This is a genomic window from Streptosporangiales bacterium (assembly GCA_009379955.1).
In the GTDB taxonomy this organism is placed as follows: domain Bacteria; phylum Actinomycetota; class Actinomycetes; order Streptosporangiales; family WHST01; genus WHST01.
In genome coordinates this window covers 37406-58451 of record WHST01000027.1, presented here as the reverse complement: position 1 = coordinate 58451, position 21046 = coordinate 37406, and the positions used below count along the sequence as shown (strand labels likewise).

Below are 21046 nucleotides of genomic sequence, written 5' to 3'. Positions count from 1 at the left end.
TGATCGCTGATCGCTGAGCATCAACGACGAGCACGACCACCTCACTCATGCCGGCACACGGCCCGCCACGCTAACCGCCCAGCAGCCCCATCAGCGCCGCGGCGCGGCGGATTCGCCAATACGGACCCACGCTCCTAGCCCCTAGTCCCTCAGTTTGTCACACAAAGGCCTGGCGCCGACACTCACGAGCTACCCACACGGGCGTCTTGCGGTCGAACACGAACGAGCCCCTGACCTGCACAAACGCTGGTCCGGGGCTCGTTCGGTTCCGTGGTCGGGCTGACAGGATTTGAACCTGCGACCCCTTGACCCCCAGTCAAGTGCGCTACCAAACTGCGCCACAGCCCGGAACGCCCGAAGCCTATCGCAGCGCCGCGCCGGACCGCTTCCCGGTTGTCGCGTCCGCAGCCTCACGTCGCGAACCGGTTCGCGTTGTCCCTGCGTGAGGTGGAGTCCACGTCCACCAGGTTGACGTGGTCGACGCGCGGTCGACGGCTCTGTCACGGGGAACGGCGGATGCCGGTGCCTGGGGTGGCGCCCGTGAGGGCGCCGTCGTGGAGCACCGGGACGCCGGCGACGAGGACGTCGTCGATGCCGACCGCGGGGTGTCGGGGGTCGGCATAGGTCGCCTGGTCGGTCACGGTCGACGGGTCGACGACGATCAGGTCGGCGACGGCGCCCGGCTCCACGCGGCCTCGGGTCCCCAGGCCCAGCCGCGAGACGGGGTGGGCGGACAAGTGGGCGGCGGCCTCGCCCCAGGTGAGGTCCGCGCGCTCGCGGGTGTGCCGGCCGAGCAATCGGGCGAAGCTGCCCCAGCCGCGCGGGTGCGGGTGCGTGCCGAGGTAGATGCCGTCGCTGCCTCCCATGTGCCTGCTGTCGCGGACGAGCACCGCGAGGTCGTCGACCGGACGCGGGTCGGGTACGGGCATCACCGCGGTGACCGCCAGGTCCGAATCCGCGAGCAGGTCGAGCAGGAACGTGTGCACGTCGGCGTCCACCCGGGCGGCGGCGTCCACGGGGGTCAGGCCGGCGGCCCAGGCGTGGCGCTCCGCGGCGACGAAGGCCAGCCGGAGCCGCCCCTCCCAGCCGGGACCCGTGGCCGGCACCGACGCGACGGACGGCATCCATTCCCTGAGCAGCCAGGCCCGGTAGGCCGGGTCGCGCAGCCGGGCCACGGCCACGTTGACGGGCTCCCTCAACAGGTCCGGTGGGAGCACCGGCATCGACAGCAGCGTGCAGCCCGCGCGGTACGGGTACGCGTCGTACGTCAGCGCGACGCCGTCCACGGCCGCCTCGTCGAGCAGCGCGACGAGCGTGTCACCGGGACCGTGGTAGTGCGAGAGATGCCCGCGGACGCCGCTCGCGCGGCAGATCTCGACCACCTCCGTCACCCCGCCCGCTGCCGCGTGCTCGTAGCCGCCGCGCATGTGGGTGACGTAGGTGCCGCTGGCCTCCGCGACCGGGACGCAGAGGCGGGCGATCTCGGCGGCGTCGGCGAACAGGCCGGGGACGTAGTCGAGGCCGGTCGAGAGCCCGACGGCACCCTCGGCGAGACCGCGACGCACCAGCGCCTCCATCGCGACGAGCTCGTCATCCGTCGGCGCACGGTCGTCGTCGCCGAGCACCTCGTGGCGCACCGTGCCATGTGGCACCAGGTAGGCGACGTTGACCGGCACTGCACCGTCGTACGCCGCGAGCAGCGACGCGACACCGCCACAGCCGTACGCCGGGTGCGGACCGAGCAGGGCACCGAAGTACGTCGTGGCGTACGAACCGTCGCCCGGCGCGTACGAGACGCCGTCCTGCCCGGCGACGACGCTCGTGACGCCCTGCCGGAGCAGCGCACGCTGCACCTCGGACTCGAAGACGGTGGCGTCCGCATGGGAGTGCACGTCGACGAGACCCGGCAGGACGTACCGGTCCGCGCAGTCGACGACATCGGCATCGGCGATGCCGGCGAGACCCGTGCCGACGCCGGCGATCCGGTTCCCCACCACCAGCACGTCCGCGCGGGTCGGTTCGCCGCCGCGCCCGTCGACGACCCGGCCGCCGCGCAGCACGACCGCGGGCAGCCCGGTCACCCGTCACCTCCGGCGATGACGATGTCGTCGGTCAGCGCGACGTTGCCCGCCAGCAGCCCGCCGTCGACCGGAAGCGCGGCGCCGGTGATCCAGGCGGCCTGCGCCGAGCACAGGAAGAGGATCGCCTCGGCGACGTCGGCCGGCGCCCCCACCCGGCCGAGCGGGTACCACTTCGTCACCCGGTCGAGCACCGTGGGATCGACCGCGAGGCGGGTGTCCCAGACCGGCGTGTGGATCGTGCCGGGCAGCACTGCGTTGCACCGCACCCCGCGGCCGCCGTAGCGCACCGCGATGCTGCGGGTGAGGCTCAGCATGCCCGCCTTCGCCGCGCTGTACGCCTCGTTGCCCGCGTACGTCACGGCGTTGACCGACGCCACGTTGAGGATCGCTCCCCCGCCGCGCTCGATCATCGCCGGCAGCGCCGCCTGGGAGCAGAGGAACGTGCCCTTCAGCGTGACCGCCACCTCGCGGTCCCAGTGCTCCTCGGTCAGGTGGGCGAAGTCCGCGTCGTCGCACGCCGCGGCGTTGTTGACGAGCACGTCGACCGGTCCCACGCCGGCCGCCAGCGCCGCGAACGTCTCCCTGACCCGCGGGCCGTCGGTGACGTCGAGGCGGACGCCCCGCGCCCAGCCGTCACGCTCCGCCTGCCGGCGCACCGCCTCGTCGTCGAGATCGGCGCCGACGACGACCGCGCCCTCCGCGACGAACCGCCGGCACAGCTCCGCGCCGATACCACCGACCGCACCGGTGACGAGGACCACCCGACCGTCGAAGCGCACGACGCCTCACCTCCCGGCTCAGAAGAACGTGTGGACGAAGTCGACGACCGTCGTGCCCTCCACGACGGGGATCACCTGCCACCGCTCGAAGGACGTGCACGGGTGCGAGATGCCGCTGCCGACCCAGTCGCCGACATCCAGCTCCGCTCCCTCGCGTATCTCGACGAACGCATGCTGGTCGTTCAGCGCCGTCACTCGCATGCCGCGCAATGGCGTGGGGACGTCGTCGCGCGGCCGGCTGCGCAGCCGCGGGTTCGGCAGGCCCGCGTCGTACGACACGTCCCTGCGGCCCATCGTCAACAGCGCCAGGCCAGGCTCGGGTCGCGAGCACACCTGCCCCCAGGCACGAAGGGCCGGCGTGAAGTCCGGAGCGCCCGGCACGTCCCGAGCGCACGGCGCGAGCCGGGAGTACATGCCCTCGTCGTGGGTCAGGTAGCACCCGCTGCGCAGCAGCACCCGCACCGGGACGTCGAGCCGCGAGCCGACGTCACCGAGCACCTCGACGACCCGGTCGAAGTAGGCGCTGCCGCCGGCGGAGACGACGACCTCGTCGCGCCCGGTGAACAGGCCCGCCTTCGCGAGCCGCAGCACCACGTCGTGCATGCGGTCGAGCATCCGGTCGACCCCCGCCACGGCGCCGGTCACCGTCTCGCCCTGACGACCCCCTCGAACGCGGACACGCCTGCGAGCCGCAACGCCGAACAGCCGGCGACGGCGCGCGCCACCTCCTCCGCGGTGTCCGCGTCGCGGCAGCCCCCACGGCCCGGCGAGGTGCCGAGCTCGACGAGGACGTCGACGGGCCGCGCGGCGCCGCCCGCGCGCAGGCCGGCGTCGGCCTCGTGGACGCCCGCGACCGAGTCGACCCAGAACAGTAACCTGCAGTCCTGGTCGGCCGCCATCTCGGCGGCGAGCCAGCCGAGGCCGGCGGCGCCGGCGATCTCGTTGGCGATCACGACGGTGCTCACCCCGAACGCCCGCGCGACCCGCGCCTGTGCGATGTTCGCGACGGTGATGGCCCACGCCCCCGCGTCGAGCTGGCGCGCCCACAGCGCCGGCGCCATCGTCGTCTTGCCGTGCGGCGCGAGCGAGACGCCCTGCTCCGCGCACCAGCGCGCCATGGCGGCGACGTTCGCCTCGAGCGCCGTGCGGTCCAGCGCCAGCAGCGGGCTGGTGAACCCGCCTCTGAGCAGGTCGCGCCGCTGCGCCGCGAGCTCGGCGTACGTCAGCTCGCCGGCGTCGACCGGCATGCCCTTGACCAGCGGTCCGATCCGCTGCTCCGCCAGCGCGGCGATCCTCGCCCGGTCGATGCTCGCGTTCATCCACACCCCTCTTCGATCGCGCGCAGGTGCGCGGTCATCGCCTCACGTGCTCTCGTGCCGTCGCCCGCGAGGACGGACGCGACGATCTGCGCGTGCGCTCGGTCGCGCAGCTCGTGACAGGTGACCTGGTGCGTCATCGCGACGAGCTGACCGACGAGGGCGACGAGCACCGAGTTGTGCGTCGCCTCCGCGATCGCGCGGTGGAGCCTGTCCGGGTCGGCAGGTTCGTCTCCCGAGCTGATCCCCCGCTGCTCGTCGAGGAGCCGCCGCAGCGCCTGCTCGTCCGAGGTGGTGCGCGCGGACGCCGCGACCTCGGCGCAGAACGGCTCGACCGCGATCCTGGCGACGAATACGTCGAGCGTGCTGTGGTCGCCGACCATCGCGGCCTCCGCACGCATGACCGCGGCCCTGGACCGGGCCTCGCCCGTCACGAACGTGCCCTTGCCGACCCGCACCTCGAGGACGCCGGCGTGCTCCAGGATGCGCAGTGCCTCGCGCACCGAGCTGCGCCCGACACCGAACTGCTCGGCGAGCAACCGCTCCGCCGGCAGCGAGTCGCCCGCGGCCAGCCGGCCGGCACGGATGCCGCCGACGATCTCCTCGACGATGGCGTCGTGCAGCCGCGACCTCGTGATGGTGCCGAAAACGTCCAACGTGTTGATCCCACCAAGCCCGCGCCGGAGCAAGCCGTGACCACGCAGAACCTATCAGGCCACCGGATCCTCCCAGCCGGCTTCGAGGACGTCTTGCAGTGGAAGCCCGTCTCCGATGATGGCTACAGCTCGTCGCACCCGACCGCTGACTTCGAGCGCACATCTTCCGCTCAGCCATCTCCATCCACTAATGTGAATCGAAATTTCATCCCGGTAAACCCTGGCCAGGACCCTGGGACCTGACGGCAGGTCGCCGCTTCGTCGATTCACCGGCGGCGCCCGCTCTGGAGGGTTTATCCCATGAGGCAACGGTTCCTGCGCACACGGCGCATTCTGGTCGTCCTGGTCGCCATCGGACTGATGGCCACCTTGACGTCGAGCATCTATCCGCAAGAGGTTCGTGGATCGACACAAGCTGTTTCCGCGTATGAAACATCGGCCTACACGACGGTCAACGCGGATGGCACCGTCACGGCCGACGGAAAGCGCATGTCCATCGGCGACATCGTCGACGTCGCGAGGAACGGCGCGAAGATCCGGCTCACCTCGGGAGCTCGGCAACGCTCGCTCAATGCCTACTACCTGCTTCTCCAGGGCGCACGAGAGGGCGTGCCCGTCTACTGGTTCAACCGGGCCGCCGGCTCGGGACGGCAGGAAGTGATCTTCTCTGGCGACCCGCTGTCGACGAAGGTCACCTCGGATTCACCGACCTGTCCGACCACCGGACAGCGTTGTTCCAACCGGGACTATCTGCTCCAGAGCCAGCTGAGGAACTTCAGGTCCGGCGCGACCGGAGGATCAGGTCCCGAGGCCAGCCGCGAGGTCGTGCGGGCGATGATGGCCTTCCGCGTCAACACGATGAGCTACGAAGCGGCCAGCCCCCAACTCACGCAGATGCTGGTCGACCTGCTCAACAAGGACGTCACGCCGGTCGTCCAGTCGCGGGGGTCGCCGGGCGAAGGTGACCTGCCGCAGCTCGGCAACGTCGCGGCGACGATGGTGGGAGTCGGGTACGCGTACTTCCACGGCAAGCGGATGACCGCGAAGCGTGCCCTGGCCGAGGCGGGCCTGAAGCCGCTCCAGGACCAGCCCGCACAGCCACTGGCGCCCGGTGCGCCGTTCGCCGCTGACGAAGCCGCCCTCACCAGCAGCAACGCGTACTCGATGGGACAGGCCGCGTTGCACGTCCACGACGCGCAACAGGCACTGAACTGGCAGGACCTGCTCTACGCCATGGATCTCCAGGCGATGAACAGCAGCATCACCCCCCTCGCCGCGCCGGTGCGCGCCATCCGCCCCGACCCGCAATGGAAGGCGACCGCCGCGCGCGTGCTCGACATGATCAAGGGCAGTTACCTCCTCGCCAGGGACGAGGAGTCCGAGGACGGCGTACCGAAGCGGATCATCCAGGATCCGGAGAGTCTGCGTGCGATGAGCCAGCGCAACGCCGCGGCGTGGACCGCCTGGAAACAGCTGCGCGATGCCCTGCTGATCCAGATCAACGCCTCCGACCACAACCCGTCCGTGGCACCGGGCTGGTCGCCGAGTTCGGCGCCCGAGCTCAACGAACCGTGGCTCAAGCAGTACTACGTCAAGGGCGGCCCGAACACCGAGCGCTGTGTGGGCAAGGGCCTCGGCGGCACCGGATGCGGGCACGGCTACATACTCTCCAACGCGAACTGGGATCCCTACCCGGTCGCCAACGAGATCGAGGCGCTGACCAACGCGCTCGCGAACTGCGCGGTCACCGACGCGATGGTGCCGTTGCGGTTCGAGAGCACGTTCTTCACGGTCATCGAGCCCTCGTACGGGCTGACGGCACAGCAGCAGACCCGCGCGGCACCGAGAGCGGACAGCTACGCCCTCGCTGACCTGCTGCAGTCGGTGCACACACACCAGAACCCGATACCGGTGGAGGGGAACTCCATCGTGGCGAACGTCGAGGATCTGCAGGCCTCGACCTCGCTCAAGGTTGCGGCCCTGAAGGCCATGCTCACCGACCTCGGACGGTTGCAGGCACAGAGCCTGTTGACTGCCACGTACTGGCTGAACATCCGGGAGATCCAGGGCGAGAAGCTGAACATGGACCGGTCGTTCGGCACCGCTCCGACAGCGGCATGGAAGGCGTTCCGGAAGGTGGTGCCGTGGCAGTCGAAGAACCGGCCACCGAAGCCGCCGGGCGAGATCGCCTACAGTTTCCTCCGCTCCCACCCCGCGACGACCTACTACCCGCGCGCCGTGTCGCCGCCCTGACGACGACGCCGGTCAGGGGGCGTCAGCGGGACCGGCCGCGGCGCTCCCTGACCCGCAGGCTCAGCTTCACCGGGGTGCCCTCGAAGCCGAACTCCTCGCGTAGCCGGCGCTCGAGGAACCGCAGGTAACCGGCCTCGAGCGGGCCGCTGGTGAACAGGACGAAGTGCGGCGGCGCGATGCCGGCCTGGGTCGCGAACAGCACCTTCGGCTGCTTGCCGCCGCGCACCGGCGGCGGCGTCGCCGCGACGACGTCGGACAGCCACCCGTTGAGGCGCCCGGTCGTCACGCGGGTCTCCCAACCCGCGAGCGCGGTGTCGAGCGCGGTGACGAGGCGGTTGACGTGCCAGCCGCTGCCCGCCGAGAGGTTCACCCGCGGTGCCCACCTGACCCGGACGAGCTGACGGTCGATCTCGCGCTCGAGGAGCTCCTTGCGCTCGTCGTCGAGCAGGTCCCACTTGTTGAAGACGAGGACGAGGGCGCGTCCGGCATCGCCGGCCGCCGACAGGATCCGGAGATCCTGCTCGGCGAGTGGTTCGCTGGCGTCGACGAGCACGACGGCGACCTCGGCGGACTCCAGCGCCTGCTCGGTGCGCAGGTACGAGTAGTACTCGCTGCCCGACGCCTCCCTGACCCGCCGCCTGATGCCCGCCGTGTCGACGAACCGCCAGGTGCGGCCGCCGAGCTCGATCAGCTCGTCGACCGGGTCGCGGGTCGTGCCGGCGACCGCGTCGACCAGCACCCGCTCGGCGCCCGCCAGCTTGTTGAGCAGGCTCGACTTGCCGACGTTGGGCTTGCCCACGATGGCGACCCGCCGCGGGCCGCCCTCCTCCTCGGACATGTCGGGCGGCGGCTCCGGCAGCCGGTCGAACACGACGTCGAGCAGGTCGCCGCTCCCCCGGCCGTGCAACGCGCTCACCGGCACCGGCTCGCCGAGGCCGAGGCTCCACAGCGAGGTCGCGTCGGCCTCGGCCCGCTGGTCGTCGACCTTGTTGGCCGCGAGCACGACCGGCTTGCCGGAGCGCTGCAGCAGGCGCCCGACCGCGGCGTCCTCCTCGGTGATGCCGACGAGGGTGTCGACGACGAACAGCACGAGGTCTGCCATGTCGACGGCGAGCTTCGCCTGGTCGGTGATCTGCGCCGCGAGGCCGCGGCCGTCGACCTGCCAGCCGCCGGTGTCGAGCAGGACGAACCGGCGTCCGCGCCAATCGGCGTCGTACGCGACGCGGTCGCGGGTGACGCCGGGCACGTCCTCGACGACCGCCTCGCGACGGCCGAGGATGCGGTTCACGAGCGTCGACTTGCCGACGTTGGGTCGCCCGACCACGGCGACCACCGGCGCCACCGTCGTCGCGTCTGCCTGCGTTGTCTCAGTCACCGAGTTGCCGCCCTGCCAGCTTCGCCGCGGCCTCGTGGTGTTCCACCAGCCGGACCCGCACGTCCTCCGCTGCTTCGGCGAGCACGCGGCGGGAGGCACGGTCACCGTAGGCCCCGACCTCGAACGCCTCGCCGAACACGACGTCGACCGGGGACCTGAGCTTCGGCAGCTTACGCCCGTCGAGTGACTCGGCGATCCCCAGGCAGACCACGGGCACGACCGGCGCCTGCGCCCGCAGGGCGAGCCAGGTCAGGCCGTGCCGCACCTGACCGAAGTCGCCCTGGCCCCTGGTGCCCTCGGGGAACACGCCAAGCACCTCGCCGCGCCGCAGCCAGCTCATGCACGTGCGCAGCGCGCCGCGGTCGGGAGTGCCGCGCCTGATCGGGATCTGCCCGACCTGGCGGAGGACCACGCCGAGCGCGCCGCTGAACATCTCCGCCTTGACGAGGAACCGCGCGGGGCGCGGGCAGGCGCCGTACACCACCGGGCCGTCGAGGATGTTGCGGTGGTTGATCGCGAGGATGACCGGTCCGCTCGCCGGGACGTGCTCGCGGCCGTGGACGCGCACCCGGTACGTCGCGGCCGAGAGGAGCCTCGCGAACTGCCGGCCGGGCCTGATGGCCCTCGGGTGCTCGGTCTGCCGCAACGGGAGGCCGGTTCCTGTGCTCATGCCGCGTGCACGAGCGAGAGCACGCGGTCGATGACCTCTTCGAGGCCGAGCGCGGTCGAGTCGATCTCGACGGCGTCGCCGGCCTTGGTCAGTGGCGAGGCCGCCCTGGTCGAGTCGAGCCGGTCGCGCCTGGCGAGGTCGGCCTGCGTCACCTCGACCGCGGTGCCGAGGCGTGCGTGGACGTCGTCGGTGCGCCGCGCGGCCCGCGTCCCCTCGTCTGCGACGAGGAAGACCTTGACCGTGGCGTTGGGCGCGACGACCGTGCCGATGTCGCGTCCCTCGACGACGATGGCACCGTTGCCGATCAGCGCGCGCTGCAGGGCCACGAGCCGCCTGCGCACCTCGGGCACGGCGCTCACCGCGCTCACGGCGTTGGTCACCTCACGGGTGCGGATCTCCTCGGCGACGTCGACGCCGTCGACCGTGATCGACGGGTTCGCCGGGTCGGCGGTGACCTCGAGGACGGGGTGGTCGGTGGCAGCCGCGACCGCCGCGGGGTCGTCGACAGGGATCGCACGGTCGAGCATCCACCACGTCATCGCGCGGTACATGGCGCCGGTGTCGAGATAGCGGTAGCCGAGCTTGCTCGCGACACCGCGAGCGACGCTGGACTTGCCGCTGCCGGACGGGCCGTCGACCGCGATCACGACGTGGGACTGGTCGGCGGGCAACGTACTCTCCTTCGACGGACATGCGGGAGGGATGGCGGGCTGGTACGAAGATTACCCGGGCACGTCCCAGCCTGACGCGCGCAGCCCCGCCACCAGGGTGTCTCTGGTCTCCGGCCGCACGCTGAGCTCCACGACACCGACGAGCGCACCTGGCGAGTGCTCGAGCGCGATGTCCTCGACGTTGACACCGGTGGTGTCCGCGTCGTGGAACAGCCGGGCGAGCTGCCCCGGCTCGTCCGGCAGCATCACCGTGACGACGGCGTACGTGCGGGTCGGTCCGCCGTGCTTGCCGGGCAGCGCCATGCGGCCGGTGACACCGCGCTCCAGCAGCGCGCGCACGTCGCCGGCGGCGGCCTCGTCGCCGGTGGCGACCGCCCGCAACGCGACGGCCATCGCGTCGAGGTCGCGCGACGCGGCGGCCAGCGTGTCGGCGACCGCGACGGCGTTGCCGGACAGGATCGAGGTCCACAGCGCCGGATCGCCGTCGGCCACCCGGGTGACGTCGCGCACGCCCTGGCCGGCGAGGCGGGTGTCGGCGTCCGGCAGCCGGGCCGCCATGACGCTCGCCAGCACGTGCGGCGCGTGTGACGTCGCGGCGACCGCGGCGTCGTGGTCGTCCTCGTCCATCACCAGCGGGTCGGCACCCAACGACCGGGCGAACGCGGTCACCACGGCGACGACGTCGGGACGGGCGTCGCCCGGGCACACCGCCCACGGCCGGCCGAGGAACAGGTCGCTCGCGGCCGCCTTCGGCCCGGACAGCTCCCTGCCGGCGAGTGGATGCCCGCCGGCGTACGTGGTCAGGTCACAGCCGAGGGCGCGCGCGTCGCGGCGCGGCCCGGCCTTCACGCTCGCGACGTCGGTGTAGACCGCGCCGGCGTCACGGCGCTGCCAGCGCGCCAGCTCCGCCCCCACGAGGTGTGGCGGCACGGCGAGCAGCACCAGATCGACGGGCCCTGTGCCGTCGTCGTACGGCGTGCCCGCACCCATCTGCGCGGCCAGCGCGAGGTGATGGGGCGTCGTGTCGTACAGGTAGACCTCCGCGCCCGTCGCGCGCGCGGCGAGCGCCGCCGACGTGCCCATCAGTCCCGTACCGACGACGAGCAGCCGCTTGGGCGCGGCGGCGATCGCATCCTCAGGACCACTCACAAGGCGACCTCCTGGTAGAGCAGACCCACTTCCCGGGTCGTCAGGTCACGCAGGGTCCCCGACGGCAGGTCACCGAGCGACACCGGCCCGACCCGGGTGCGGACGAGCCGCGTCACGGGATGGTCGACCGCCGCGAGCAGCCGGCGGACGATCCTGTTGCGGCCCTCGTGCAGGACCAGCTCGACGAGCGTGCGTCCGCTCGCGCGCTGCACGATCCGGAACTCGTCGACCGCGACCGGACCGTCGTCGAGCTCGACACCCGCGCGCAGCCGGTCGCCCAACCTGTTCGGCACCGTACCGGTCACCTCGGCGACGTAGGTCTTGCGCACCTCGTAGCTCGGGTGCGCCAGCCGGTTGGCCAGCTCACCGTCGTTGGTCAGCAGCAGCAGACCCTCGGTCGCGGTATCGAGCCGCCCGACGTGGAACAGCCGCTCGGGTCGGTCGGCGACGTAGTCGGACAGGTCGGTACGGCCCTCCGGGTCGTCCATCGTGCTCACGACGCCCTCGGGCTTGTTGAGGGCCAGGTAGGCGAGGTCGGGCGCCGACGGTATGCGCATGCCGTCGACCCGCACCACCGCGGTGTTCTCGTCGACGCGGGCACCGAGCGCGGCGACGACGCCGTCGACCGTCACCCGGCCGGCGGCGATGAGGTCCTCGCACGCACGGCGGCTGCCGAACCCGGCCTGGGCCAGCACCCGCTGCAGCCGTATCGCCGAGGTGGCGTCGTCGGTCAACCTGCGACGTCCTCGTTGTCGGCGAGCTCGTCGATCGCGGGCAGGTAGGGGGCGATGTCGGGCAGGTCGTCGACGCTCTGCACGTCGATCCGCTCGAGGAAGTACGACGTGGTGCGGTAGAGGATCGCGTTGCTCTCCTGCTCGGTGCCGGCCTCCTCGATCAGGCCGCGGCTGACGAGCGTGCGGATCACGCCGTCGCAGTTGACGCCGCGGATCGCCGAGACACGCGCCCTGCTCACCGGCTGCCGGTACGCGACCACGGCCAGGGTCTCCAGCGCCGCATGGGTGAGCCGCGCCTGCTGGCCGTCGAGCACGAACCGCTCGACGACCGGCGCGCATTCGGTGCGGCTGTAGTAACGCCAGCCGCCCGCGACCTCACGCAGGTCGAACCCGCGGCCGGCGGCGGTGTACTCCTCGGCGAGCCCGCGCAGCGTCGCGTCGACCTCCGCCCGCGGCGTCTCGAGCACCTGGGCCAACTGGACCGTCGGCACGGGCTCGTCGACGATCATCAGGACGGCCTCGAGCGCGCTGGCAAGCGGCGGCAGGTCGCCGCCGACCACCGGCGGGCTCGCCGGCTCCTGCTCGGTGACGGACTCCTCCGCGGGAGCGTCGTCGGCCCCGCCGGCAGGGGTCTCGTCCGCCGGCTGGTCCGCCTCGTCCGCGGTCGGTTCGTCGTGGTGCGGTGCGGTGCCGTTGGTCGACTCGTCCGCGAGCCCGGGCACGGCCTCGACCTGGCCGTCCGGCTCATCCGTGCTCATCACTGTCTCCTCGTTCCTCACCCGCGTCGGACTCGGCCGCGTCGGACTCGGCCGCGTCGCCCTGCGCTGGTTCGTCGTACTCGTCGTCGACCTCGACACTGCCCGCGTCGCTCCCCGTCCACCTGACGTTGAGCTCGCCCAGCGGCGTCACCTGCTCGAACGACACGACGCCCTCGCGGAACAGCTCCAGCAGGGCGAGGAAGCGTCCGATCACCTCGAAGGGTGCCGTGCAGTCCGAGGTGAGCGTGCGGAACGTCGTCTGCCTGCTCTCCCTGAGCCGCTCGACGATGATCGCCGCCTGCTCCCTGACGCTGATCTTCGGGTAGTGGATGTGGTCGACGCCCACGGTCTCGGGCAGCCGCGGCCGCATCGCCGCCGCCGCGAGCTTCGCCAGCTCGTGCGGGCCGATCGCGAGGATCACCTCGGGCAGCATGTCGGCGTACTGGGGCTCCAGGCTCACGCTGCGCGGGAACCTGCGGCTCGCCTCGGCCATCCGCCCGGCGAAGTCGGCTGCGACCTGCTTGTACGCCTTGTACTGCATCAGCCGAGCGAAGAGCAGGTCGCGCGCCTCCAGCAGGGCGAGGTCCTCCTCGTCGTCGATGTCGGCCTGCGGGAGCAGCCGGGCGGCCTTGAGGTCGAGCAGGGTGGCCGCGACGACGAGGAAGTGCGTGGTCTGCTCGAGATCCCACTCCGAGCCGAACGCCCCGATGTACGCGATGAAGTCGTCGGTGACCTTCGACAGAGCGACCTCGGTGACGTCGAGCTTGTGCTTGGAGATCAGCCCGAGGAGCAGGTCGAACGGGCCGTCGAACACGTCGAGGTGCACCTCGAAGGGCGGGCGCGCCATCGGCGCCAGTGGCTCGCCGCCGGGCGAGAGCTGCTCCTCGGTCACGGCAGGCACGGTAACCGACGTATCGAGGGCCGTCATACGCGACCGCCTCCTCGCTCCCCTCCGGAAGGCGCCGCGGCCACGCACGGCGCGGTGCTCGCCACATCGCGGCCCCTACCTCCGGCTCGCTCGTCAGCTCCTTCGCTGATGGCTGCCGTCAACACCCGTCCCGTAGCCGCTGCACGAGGACGCTGTCGGTGCCGTTCTCCTCGAGGTCCTCCAGCAGCGCGGCGAGGGCCTCACGGACGATCCGGCCCCGGTCGACGGGCAGCCCGTGGTGCCGGCGCAGGGTCAGCCGTGCCTGCTCCAGGTCGAACAGCTCGTCGGCCGAGACGTAGACCGTGATCTTCTCGTCGTGCTTCTCTCTGCCGGTCCCCCGCCGCGCCGGCGCGGGACCGGTGGGACGCAGGTCTGCGGCGCGCTCGGCGCCTGGCACGAGCCGGACCGGCGAGGCGCCCTCGGCGCCGGCGGCCTCCGGTTGGGCGACGAGGGCGTGCCGGAAGAACTCGTCCGCGCCGGGGAGGCTCACGCGTCGTGCCATCGGGCGAGCACCTCCTTCGCGAGGTTGCGGTACGCCTTGGCACCGTTGGAGTTGGGTGCGCTGATGTTGATCGGCTCACCCGCGACGCTTGCGTCGGGGAAGCGGACCGTGCGGTTGACGACGGTGTGGAACACCGTGTCGCCGAACGCCTCCACCAGCCGTGCCAGGACCTCCTTGGTATGCAGGGTGCGCGAGTCGTACATCGTGGCGAGGACGCCCTCGATCGCGAGATCGGGGTTGAGCCGCTCCTGCACCTTGTGGATCGTCTCCATCAGCAGGGCAACGCCGCGCAGCGCGAAGAACTCGCACTCCAGCGGGACGATCACGCTGTCGCTCGCGGTGAGCGCGTTGATCGTGAGCAGGCCGAGGGACGGCTGGCAGTCGATGAGGATGACGTCGTAGTGCGGGACCGCCTCTCGCAGCACGCGGGACAGCGCCTGCTCCCTCGCCACCTCGCCGACGAGCTGCACCTCGGCCGCGGACAGGTCGATGTTGCTCGGCAGCAGGTCGAGCCCGGCGACACCGGACGGCTTGATCACCTGGTCGAGCCCGACGTCGCGCTCCATCAGCAGGTTGTAGATGGTGCTGGTGAGGTCGTGCGGATTCGCGCCGAGACCGACCGACAACGCGCCCTGCGGGTCGAAGTCGACGAGCAGCACCTTGCGGCCGTACTCCGCGAGGGTGGCGCCGAGGCTGATCGTGGTCGTGGTCTTGCCGACGCCGCCCTTCTGGTTGCACAGCGAGACGATGCGCGCGGGGCCGTGCTCGGTCAGGGGCGGCGGCTCGGGGAACCGCGGCATCAGCCGGCCGGTGGGGCCGTACCGCGAGGACCTGCGCGGCTGCTCCGTGTCGTTGGCCGGGGCCATGAGGGCCTCGTCCTCCGGCTCGACGGGCAGGGTCGGCGCGGGGATGACGGGACGGTCGAGGACGGGGTCTTCGGGACGGTGCGGGCTCGGTGGCGCAACGCGGGTGGGGTCAGGCAGACCGGCGCGAACGTCGTCCGGATGCTGACCGGTGCGGGAAGGCATCGCTCGTACCTGGCTCGGATCGGTCAAGACGCTTCACCCTCCAGATGCGTGTGCTTCGGGGGCGGATCCCTCTGCACGTGAGACTAGGAACAGCGCACGCGAACGGCGTGGAGGCGCGCCGGATGTCGCGAAGTTTCTCTGTCGACAAATCGATTGAGTGCTAAAGAGCCACGAGCGGCGTGGCCGCCGGGCGGAGACCATGATCACGCAAAGTTGATCTTGAAGCAAATCGGGTACACGTGGCTCAGCGGGCGCGCGGGTGCGAGAGGGCGTAGACCTCGCGGAGCCGGTCGACCGTGACCAGCGTGTAGACCTGCGTCGTCGCGACCGACGCGTGGCCGAGCAGCTCCTGGACGACCCGGATGTCGGCGCCGCCGTCGAGCAGGTGGGTGGCGAACGAGTGGCGCAGCGTGTGCGGCGAGACGCCCTTCAGCCGTGCGCGGCCGGCGGCACGCTGCAGCACCGTCCAGGCGCTCTGCCGGCTGAGCCGGCCGCCGCGCGCATTGAGGAACAGCGCCGGCGTGCCGCGCCCGCGCGGAGCGAGCACTGGTCGCGAGCGGACGAGGCAGGCCTCGACGGCGCGGGCGGCATACGTGCCCACCGGCACCATCCGCTCCTTGCCGCCCTTGCCGCGGAGCAGGACCGAGGCGTTGCCGAGATCGAGGTCGTCGACGTCGAGCCCGACGGCCTCGGAGATGCGCGCGCCCGTGCCGTACAGCACCTCGAGCAGGGCGCGGTCGCGTATCCGCAGCGGGTCGTCCACCTCGGTGGTGTCGTCGCCGAGCCCCCCGGCCGCGACCAGCAGCCGCTCGACCTCGTCCACCCCGATGGCCTTCGGCAGCCGCTTCGGCAGCGCGGGCGGTCGCACCTCGCGTGCCGGGTCGTCGGCGGCGAGGCCCTCGCGGACGGCGAACTTGTGCAGCCCGCGCACCGCGACGACGGCGCGCGCGGCCGAGCTCGCGCCGAGCGCGGGGTGCTCGTCGTCGCCCTCGCGCAGCGCCATCAGGAACGCCGCGACGTCCTCCCTGCCGACCGTGGCGAGGTCGGCGACGCCGCGAGCGGTCAGCACCTCGAGGTACCTGCGCAGGTCGCGCTCGTACGACTGGAGCGTGTTGGCGGCGAGCCCGCGCTCGACGGCGAGGTGGTCGAGGTAGGTGCGCACGCCGTCGGCGAGCGCCCGCGGGGTCTCACGGCCGCTCCCCTCGCCCACCGCCGCCCGACCTGCCTGTGCGCTCACTGCGCGAGCATCCGCGAGGCGTCGACCCACGGCAAGCCGTGCGCCTCGCCGACCGGTCCATAGGTCACCTGCCCGTCGCAGGTGTTGAGTCCCCTGGCGAGGCTCGGGTCGTCGGCGAGCGCGCGCCGCCAGCCCTTGTCGGCCAGCGCGACGGCGTACGGCAGGGTTACGTTGGTGAGCGCGTGGGTGGAGGTGTTGGGCACCGCGCCCGGCATGTTCGCGACGCAGTAGAAGAGCGAGTCGTGCACGCGGAACGTCGGCTCGGCGTGGGTGGTCGGCCTGGTGTCCTCGAAGCACCCGCCCTGGTCGACGGAGATGTCGACAAGGACGCTGCCCGGCTTCATCCGCGACACCAGCTCGTTGCTGACCAGGCGCGGCGCCTTCGCGCCGGGCACGAGCACCGCGCCGATGACGAGGTCGGCGTCGACCACGGCCCGCTCGATCTCGTAGGTGTTGGACGCGACCGTCTGCAGGTGGCCGCGGTAGACGCGGTCGGCCTGGCGCAGCGTCTCGATGTTCCGGTCGAGCAGCAGCACCTCGGCCTGCATGCCGAGGGCGATCGTCGCGGCGTTGCGGCCCGAGACGCCCGCGCCGATCACCACGACCTTGGCCGCGTACACGCCGGACACGCCCCCGAGGAGCACGCCGCGGCCGCCCGAGGCACGCTGCAGGCAGTACGCGCCGGCCTGCGGAGCCATGCGTCCGGCGACCTCGCTCATCGGCGCCAGCAGCGGCAGCGAGCCATCGGGCAGCTGCACGGTCTCGTACGCGATGCCGGTCACCTCGTGGTCGACCAGCTCCTGCGTGCACTCGCGGGACGCGGCGAGGTGCAGGTACGTGAAGAGCGTCTGTCCCGCCCGCATGCGGTGGAACTCCTCCGCGATCGGCTCCTTGACCTTGAGGATCAGGTCGCCGTCGCCCCACACGTCGTCGGCGGTGGGCAGGATCCGCGCGCCGGCCGCCTCGAACTCACCGTTGGTGATCGAGGACCCCGTCCCGGCGTCGGCCTCGATCACGACGTCGTGGCCGTGCCGGACGAGCTCGTGCACGCCGGCCGGAGTGATCGCCACCCGGTACTCGTGTGTCTTGGTCTCCCGGGGGATCCCGACCTTCACGCCGCCACCTCCTCGATCTCGGCCGGAGTCTAGACTCCGGGTGTCACGACGGAGCGTCGGCGCGGGTGAAGATGTGCCCCTTTGTGTGAGATCCTCATCGCCCAACGGGGCCCTCACGCCCCACCGAGGCGGCCGACAGGCCAAGATGGAGCCATGGCAGGACGACACAAGGCCCCCCGTGGCAGGCGCGCCCGCAGCGACGCGCCGCACGTCGACGCCCCTGTCAGCCCGCCTCCCACGCCCGAGTACGGCGCTCCGGCCCCACCCGAGTACGTCGCGCCGGCGCTGCCCGACCAGCACACTCCGGGCCCGCCAGACCATTACGCTCCGTCCCCTCCCTGGGCCGGTGCGTCACCGCCGCACCCACCGGCCCCGCCCGTCGCGCACGAACCGGCACCGGAGACCGCCGCCATCACCGTCACCGTCACCGACGATCGACGCGCCTCCTGGTGGACGACCATGACGGCGGCCACCGGCATCGCCCTCGTCGCGGTGGTCCTGGGTGTCGTGCTCACGATCACCGACGTCGTCGTCGACTGGCGCGAACCGGTCGCCGGCGGGGCGCTCGTCCTCGCGCCGTTCCTCGTCTGGCAGGTCGTCAACCGGGTGCACCGGCGCTGGCTCGCCTTCGGGGCCGCCTACGTCGCGCTCCTGGTCCTCGGCAGCGGCATCGCCCTGCTGGGCGATCTCGTCATCCCGCACACTGCCGCCGGGTTCGCGGCTGCGGCCGTCAGCGTGGTCGGCGGGGGTGTCGCGTTCGTCCTGACGTCCCGGCTGTCGCTGGGCCGCAGGAGCCAGGAGCCGTCGCAGGACGGCCGGCACGAGCAGGTCGAGAGCACCGCCTTCGAGGCACCGCAGGCGCAGCGCGAGACGACACCACCGCCGTTCGGCGAGGTGCACTGGCAGCAACCGCCCCCGACCGGGCGTGCCCCAGACGAGAGCGACACCGACCTGTTGCCCCGGGTGCTGCCCACCGAGCGCAGGAACGAACGCGAGGACGACTCGCTCGCCGGCTGACGCGTACCACCGGTCAGCCGACGGAGGTGTAGGCGACCACCCCGCGGTGCATCGCGCCGACCGCGGCCCGCGCGGCGTCGTGGACGGTGTCGTCCCCGCCCCTGGTCGCATCGGCCACCTGGCCGAGCAGGTCGAGCACCTGCTTGCTCCAGCGGACGAAGTCGCCGGGTGCCAGACCCGTCTCGTCGAGGACGGTGTCGAGTCGCGCTCCGGACGCCCACCGGTACGTCGCCCAGCAGAACCCGAGGTCGGGCTCCCGCTGGAACGACACGCCGTGCTCGCCCTCGACCTCCTCCAGCTCGCCCCACAGCCGCACCATGGCGCCGAGGGTCGCGCGGACGTCGCCGGGCGGCAGCCGCGGCGACGCCGCGTCGTCGGACTGCCGGGACTCGAAGACGAGCGTGGAGACGCAGGCCGCGAGGTCGGCGGGCGACAGGCTCGTCCATAGCCCTTCACGCAGGCACTCGGACGTCAACAGGTCGAGCTCGGCGTAGAGCCGGCCCAGGCGCTCGCCGTCCGCGGTGACCTGGTCGCCGACGAGGTAGCCGAGCCGGTCGAGCACGCCGCAGACCCGGTCGAACGTCCTGGCGATGAGGTTGGTGCGTCCCTCCACCCTGCGCTGCAGGCCCTCGGTGTCGCGGCGCAGCCGGGCGTACCGCTCGGCCCAGCGTGCGTGGTCCTCCCGGTCGGGGCAGCCGTGGCACGGGTGGGACCGCAGGCCCTCCCGCAGTCGGCCGATCTCGCCGTCATCGGCGCCGTCACGTTGGCGACGGGCGGCCTGCCTGGCCTCCGTCACGTCGAACCCCTTGGCCCGCAGCGTGGCGACCAGGTCGCGGCGCGCCTGCGGTGACCGGCGGTCGAAGCCCTTGGGGATGCGCAGCTGCCCCTGCGGCTCCACGGGGACGGGGAAGTCGACGAGCGTCAGGCGCTTCACCTGCCGCTCCGAGGTCAGGACGACCGGTCGCGGCTCGTCGGGACCCGCGGACCTGCCGGGATCGAGGACGACGGCGAGACCCGACCGGCGTCCGGCCGGCACCACGATCACGTCGCCCGGCCGGAGCTTCTCCAGCGAGTCCGCCGCCGCGGCGCGCCGCTGGGCGGCGGACTCCCTGGCCTGGCGCGACTCGCGGTCGGACAGCTCACGGCGCAGGGCGGCGTACTCGGCGAAGTCGCCGAGCTCGCAGTGCATCGCCTGCTCGTAGCCGCGCAGCGCCTCCTCGTTGCGGCTGACCTTCCTGGCGAGACCGACCACGGCGCGGTCTGCCTGGAACTGGGCGAAGCTCTCCTCGAGCATCGTGCGGGCACGGTCACGCCCCACCTGGCCGACGAGGTTGACCGCCATGTTGTACGAGGGCCGGAAGCTCGACCGCAGCGGATACGTCCGCGTGCTCGCGAGCCCGCCGAGCGCCTCGGGTTCGAGGTCGGGGTTGAACAGCACGACCCCGTGGCCCTCGACGTCGATCCCGCGCCGGCCCGCACGCCCGGTCAGCTGGGTGTACTCCCCCGGCGTGATGTCGGCGTGGGTCTCGCCGTTCCACTTCCGCAGCTGCTCCAGCACCACCGACCTGGCCGGCATGTTGACCCCGAGCGCCAGGGTCTCGGTGGCGAACACGGCCTTGATCAGGCCGCGCGCGAAGAGGGTCTCGGTGACCTCCTTGAACGTCGGCAGCATGCCCGCATGGTGCGCGGCGATCCCGCGGGTCAGGCCCTCGAGCCATTCGCCGAACCCCAGCACCTGGCGGTCTTCCTCGGGGATGTCGGTGCACCGCTCCTCCGCGTACGCCCGTACGGCGGCGGCCTCGTCGGCGTCGTTGAGCCGCAGCCCGCCGTACAGGCAGGACAGGACGGCCGCGTCGCAGCCGGCACGGCTGAAGATGAAGTAGATCGCGGGGAGCAGACCCTGCCGGTCGAGGCGCTCGACCACGTGCATCCGGCTCGGCGGCCGGAACCGCCGGGCGCCGCGGTGCTGCCTGCCGCGGCCGCGTCCGCCGCGACCGCGTCCCCCGCCGCGCTCCCACCGCGACGACCGGGAGTCGTCGCGCGCGAGCCTGACCAGGTCGGGGTTGACCTTCTTCTCGCCGGCGTCCACGAAGAGGTCGTACAGCCTGTTCCCGGCGAGCACATGCTGCCACAACGGGACGGGCCGCTTCTCCTCGACGACGACGTCGGTCTCGCCGCGCACCTCCTTGAGCCACTCGCCGAACTCCTCGGCGTTGCTCACGGTCGCCGACAGCGCGACCAGCCGCACGGACTCGGGGAGGTGGATGATGCACTCCTCCCACACGGCGCCCCGGAAGCGGTCGGACAGGTAGTGCACCTCGTCCATCACGACGTAGCTGAGACCGCGTAGCGTGCCAGAGCCGGCGTACAGCATGTTGCGGAGCACCTCGGTGGTCATCACGACGACGGGTGCCTCGCCGTTGATGCTGTTGTCGCCGGTCAGCAGGCCGACCGCGCCGGCGCCGTGCCGGCGGACGAGGTCGGCGTACTTCTGGTTCGACAGTGCCTTGATCGGCGTGGTGTAGAAGCACTTCGTGCCGGTCTCGAGCGCGAGGTGGACCGCGAACTCGCCGACGACGGTCTTGCCGGCGCCGGTCGGGGCGGCCACGAGGACACCACGTCCGTCCTCGAGCGCCTCGCACGCCTCGACCTGGAACGGGTCGAGGCCGAAGTCGTAGAGCTGCTTGAACCGGCCCAGCGTCGTCCTGGCTTCGACGGCCCTCCGCTGGGCAGCGGCATACCGCTCCGCGGGAGAGGTCACCGCTCCAGCCTAGTGG

The 21046-nt window shown here is 72.1% G+C and carries 16 protein-coding genes, 1 tRNA gene and 1 pseudogene; 2 read left to right on the top strand and 16 right to left on the bottom strand.

Annotated elements, in window-relative coordinates; translation table 11 throughout:
* Positions 1–271: 271 nt before the first annotated feature.
* The 5 genes and pseudogenes from GEV10_10930 to GEV10_10910 all read right to left on the bottom strand — a co-directional run bounded on the left by GEV10_10930 (position 272) and on the right by GEV10_10910 (position 4832).
* Positions 272–348, bottom strand: a tRNA-Pro gene (locus tag GEV10_10930).
* 152 nt (positions 349–500) lie between these two features.
* Entirely contained in the window at positions 501–2072 is a 1572-nt protein-coding gene (locus tag GEV10_10925; GenBank protein MQA78970.1) for an amidohydrolase family protein, read from the bottom strand.
* Positions 2073–2077: 5 nt separating this feature from the next.
* On the bottom strand, positions 2078–2860 hold the full coding sequence (locus GEV10_10920; GenBank protein ID MQA78969.1) for an SDR family oxidoreductase: 783 nt from the start codon (positions 2858–2860) through the stop codon (positions 2078–2080).
* A gap of 18 nt (positions 2861–2878) precedes the next feature.
* Positions 2879–4179, bottom strand: a pseudogene (locus GEV10_10915) (amino acid deaminase).
* Entirely contained in the window at positions 4176–4832 is a 657-nt protein-coding gene (locus GEV10_10910) for a GntR family transcriptional regulator (GenBank protein ID MQA78968.1), read from the bottom strand. The pseudogene GEV10_10915 and the gene GEV10_10910 overlap by 4 nt, the downstream one beginning before the upstream one ends.
* A gap of 300 nt (positions 4833–5132) precedes the next feature.
* Between GEV10_10910 and GEV10_10905 the strand changes: the two genes are divergently transcribed.
* The gene (locus GEV10_10905) at positions 5133–7085 is read left to right on the top strand and encodes an aromatic amino acid lyase (GenBank protein ID MQA78967.1); all 1953 of its coding nucleotides are present in this window, start codon (positions 5133–5135) and stop codon (positions 7083–7085) included.
* Positions 7086–7107: 22 nt separating this feature from the next.
* Here GEV10_10905 and GEV10_10900 read toward each other — a convergent pair whose 3' ends face one another.
* From GEV10_10900 to ald, 10 genes are all read right to left on the bottom strand, one after another.
* Positions 7108–8559: a ribosome biogenesis GTPase Der gene (locus GEV10_10900; GenBank protein ID MQA78966.1), complete on the bottom strand. Its 1452-nt coding sequence runs from the start codon at positions 8557–8559 to the stop codon at positions 7108–7110.
* A complete protein-coding gene (locus GEV10_10895; GenBank protein ID MQA78965.1) occupies positions 8453–9130 on the bottom strand; it encodes a 1-acyl-sn-glycerol-3-phosphate acyltransferase in 678 nt (225 codons plus the stop codon). Before GEV10_10895 ends, GEV10_10900 begins: the two co-directional genes overlap by 107 nt.
* A complete protein-coding gene (locus GEV10_10890; GenBank protein ID MQA78964.1) occupies positions 9127–9801 on the bottom strand; it encodes a (d)CMP kinase in 675 nt (224 codons plus the stop codon). The genes GEV10_10895 and GEV10_10890 overlap by 4 nt, the downstream gene beginning before the upstream one ends.
* 51 nt (positions 9802–9852) lie before the next feature.
* Entirely contained in the window at positions 9853–10884 is a 1032-nt protein-coding gene (locus GEV10_10885; GenBank protein ID MQA78963.1) for a prephenate dehydrogenase/arogenate dehydrogenase family protein, read from the bottom strand.
* Positions 10885–10946: 62 nt separating this feature from the next.
* Positions 10947–12023 (bottom strand): pseudouridine synthase, encoded by a 1077-nt coding sequence (locus tag GEV10_10880; GenBank protein ID MQA78962.1) that lies wholly within the window; start codon positions 12021–12023, stop codon positions 10947–10949.
* A 405-nt stretch (positions 12024–12428) separates the two neighbouring features.
* The gene (locus GEV10_10875) at positions 12429–13370 is read right to left on the bottom strand and encodes a segregation/condensation protein A (GenBank protein ID MQA78961.1); all 942 of its coding nucleotides are present in this window, start codon (positions 13368–13370) and stop codon (positions 12429–12431) included.
* A 118-nt stretch (positions 13371–13488) separates the two neighbouring features.
* Positions 13489–13872: a hypothetical protein gene (locus GEV10_10870; GenBank protein MQA78960.1), complete on the bottom strand. Its 384-nt coding sequence runs from the start codon at positions 13870–13872 to the stop codon at positions 13489–13491.
* A complete protein-coding gene (locus tag GEV10_10865; protein MQA78959.1) occupies positions 13857–14900 on the bottom strand; it encodes an AAA family ATPase in 1044 nt (347 codons plus the stop codon). Before GEV10_10865 ends, GEV10_10870 begins: the two co-directional genes overlap by 16 nt.
* Before the next feature lie 244 nt (positions 14901–15144).
* Positions 15145–16062, bottom strand: a complete 918-nt coding sequence (locus GEV10_10860; protein MQA78958.1) for a tyrosine recombinase — start codon at positions 16060–16062, stop codon at positions 15145–15147.
* Positions 16063–16133: 71 nt separating this feature from the next.
* Entirely contained in the window at positions 16134–17252 is a 1119-nt protein-coding gene (gene ald, locus GEV10_10855) for an alanine dehydrogenase (protein MQA78957.1), read from the bottom strand.
* A 153-nt stretch (positions 17253–17405) separates the two neighbouring features.
* Between ald and GEV10_10850 the strand changes: the two genes are divergently transcribed.
* Entirely contained in the window at positions 17406–18269 is an 864-nt protein-coding gene (locus tag GEV10_10850) for a hypothetical protein (GenBank protein MQA78956.1), read from the top strand.
* A gap of 13 nt (positions 18270–18282) precedes the next feature.
* Here GEV10_10850 and GEV10_10845 read toward each other — a convergent pair whose 3' ends face one another.
* On the bottom strand, positions 18283–21030 hold the full coding sequence (locus tag GEV10_10845) for a DEAD/DEAH box helicase (protein MQA78955.1): 2748 nt from the start codon (positions 21028–21030) through the stop codon (positions 18283–18285).
* Positions 21031–21046: the final 16 nt, after the last annotated feature.

What these genes read in the sequence shown, in the direction of transcription:
- GEV10_10885 (MQA78963.1), bottom strand. Translation starts at nt 10,884, where the DNA reads ATGGGCACGTCGGCGGCGCTCGCCGCGCGCGCGACGGGCGCGGAGGTC.
- GEV10_10895 (MQA78965.1), bottom strand. Translation starts at nt 9,130, where the DNA reads ATGAGCACAGGAACCGGCCTCCCGTTGCGGCAGACCGAGCACCCGAGG.
- GEV10_10865 (MQA78959.1), bottom strand. Translation starts at nt 14,900, where the DNA reads ATGCCTTCCCGCACCGGTCAGCATCCGGACGACGTTCGCGCCGGTCTG.
- GEV10_10850 (MQA78956.1), top strand. Translation starts at nt 17,406, where the DNA reads ATGGCAGGACGACACAAGGCCCCCCGTGGCAGGCGCGCCCGCAGCGAC.
- GEV10_10870 (MQA78960.1), bottom strand. Translation starts at nt 13,872, where the DNA reads ATGGCACGACGCGTGAGCCTCCCCGGCGCGGACGAGTTCTTCCGGCAC.
- GEV10_10875 (MQA78961.1), bottom strand. Translation starts at nt 13,370, where the DNA reads ATGACGGCCCTCGATACGTCGGTTACCGTGCCTGCCGTGACCGAGGAG.
- GEV10_10880 (MQA78962.1), bottom strand. Translation starts at nt 12,023, where the DNA reads ATGCGCGCCGGTCGTCGAGCGGTTCGTGCTCGACGGCCAGCAGGCGCG.
- GEV10_10905 (MQA78967.1), top strand. Translation starts at nt 5,133, where the DNA reads ATGAGGCAACGGTTCCTGCGCACACGGCGCATTCTGGTCGTCCTGGTC.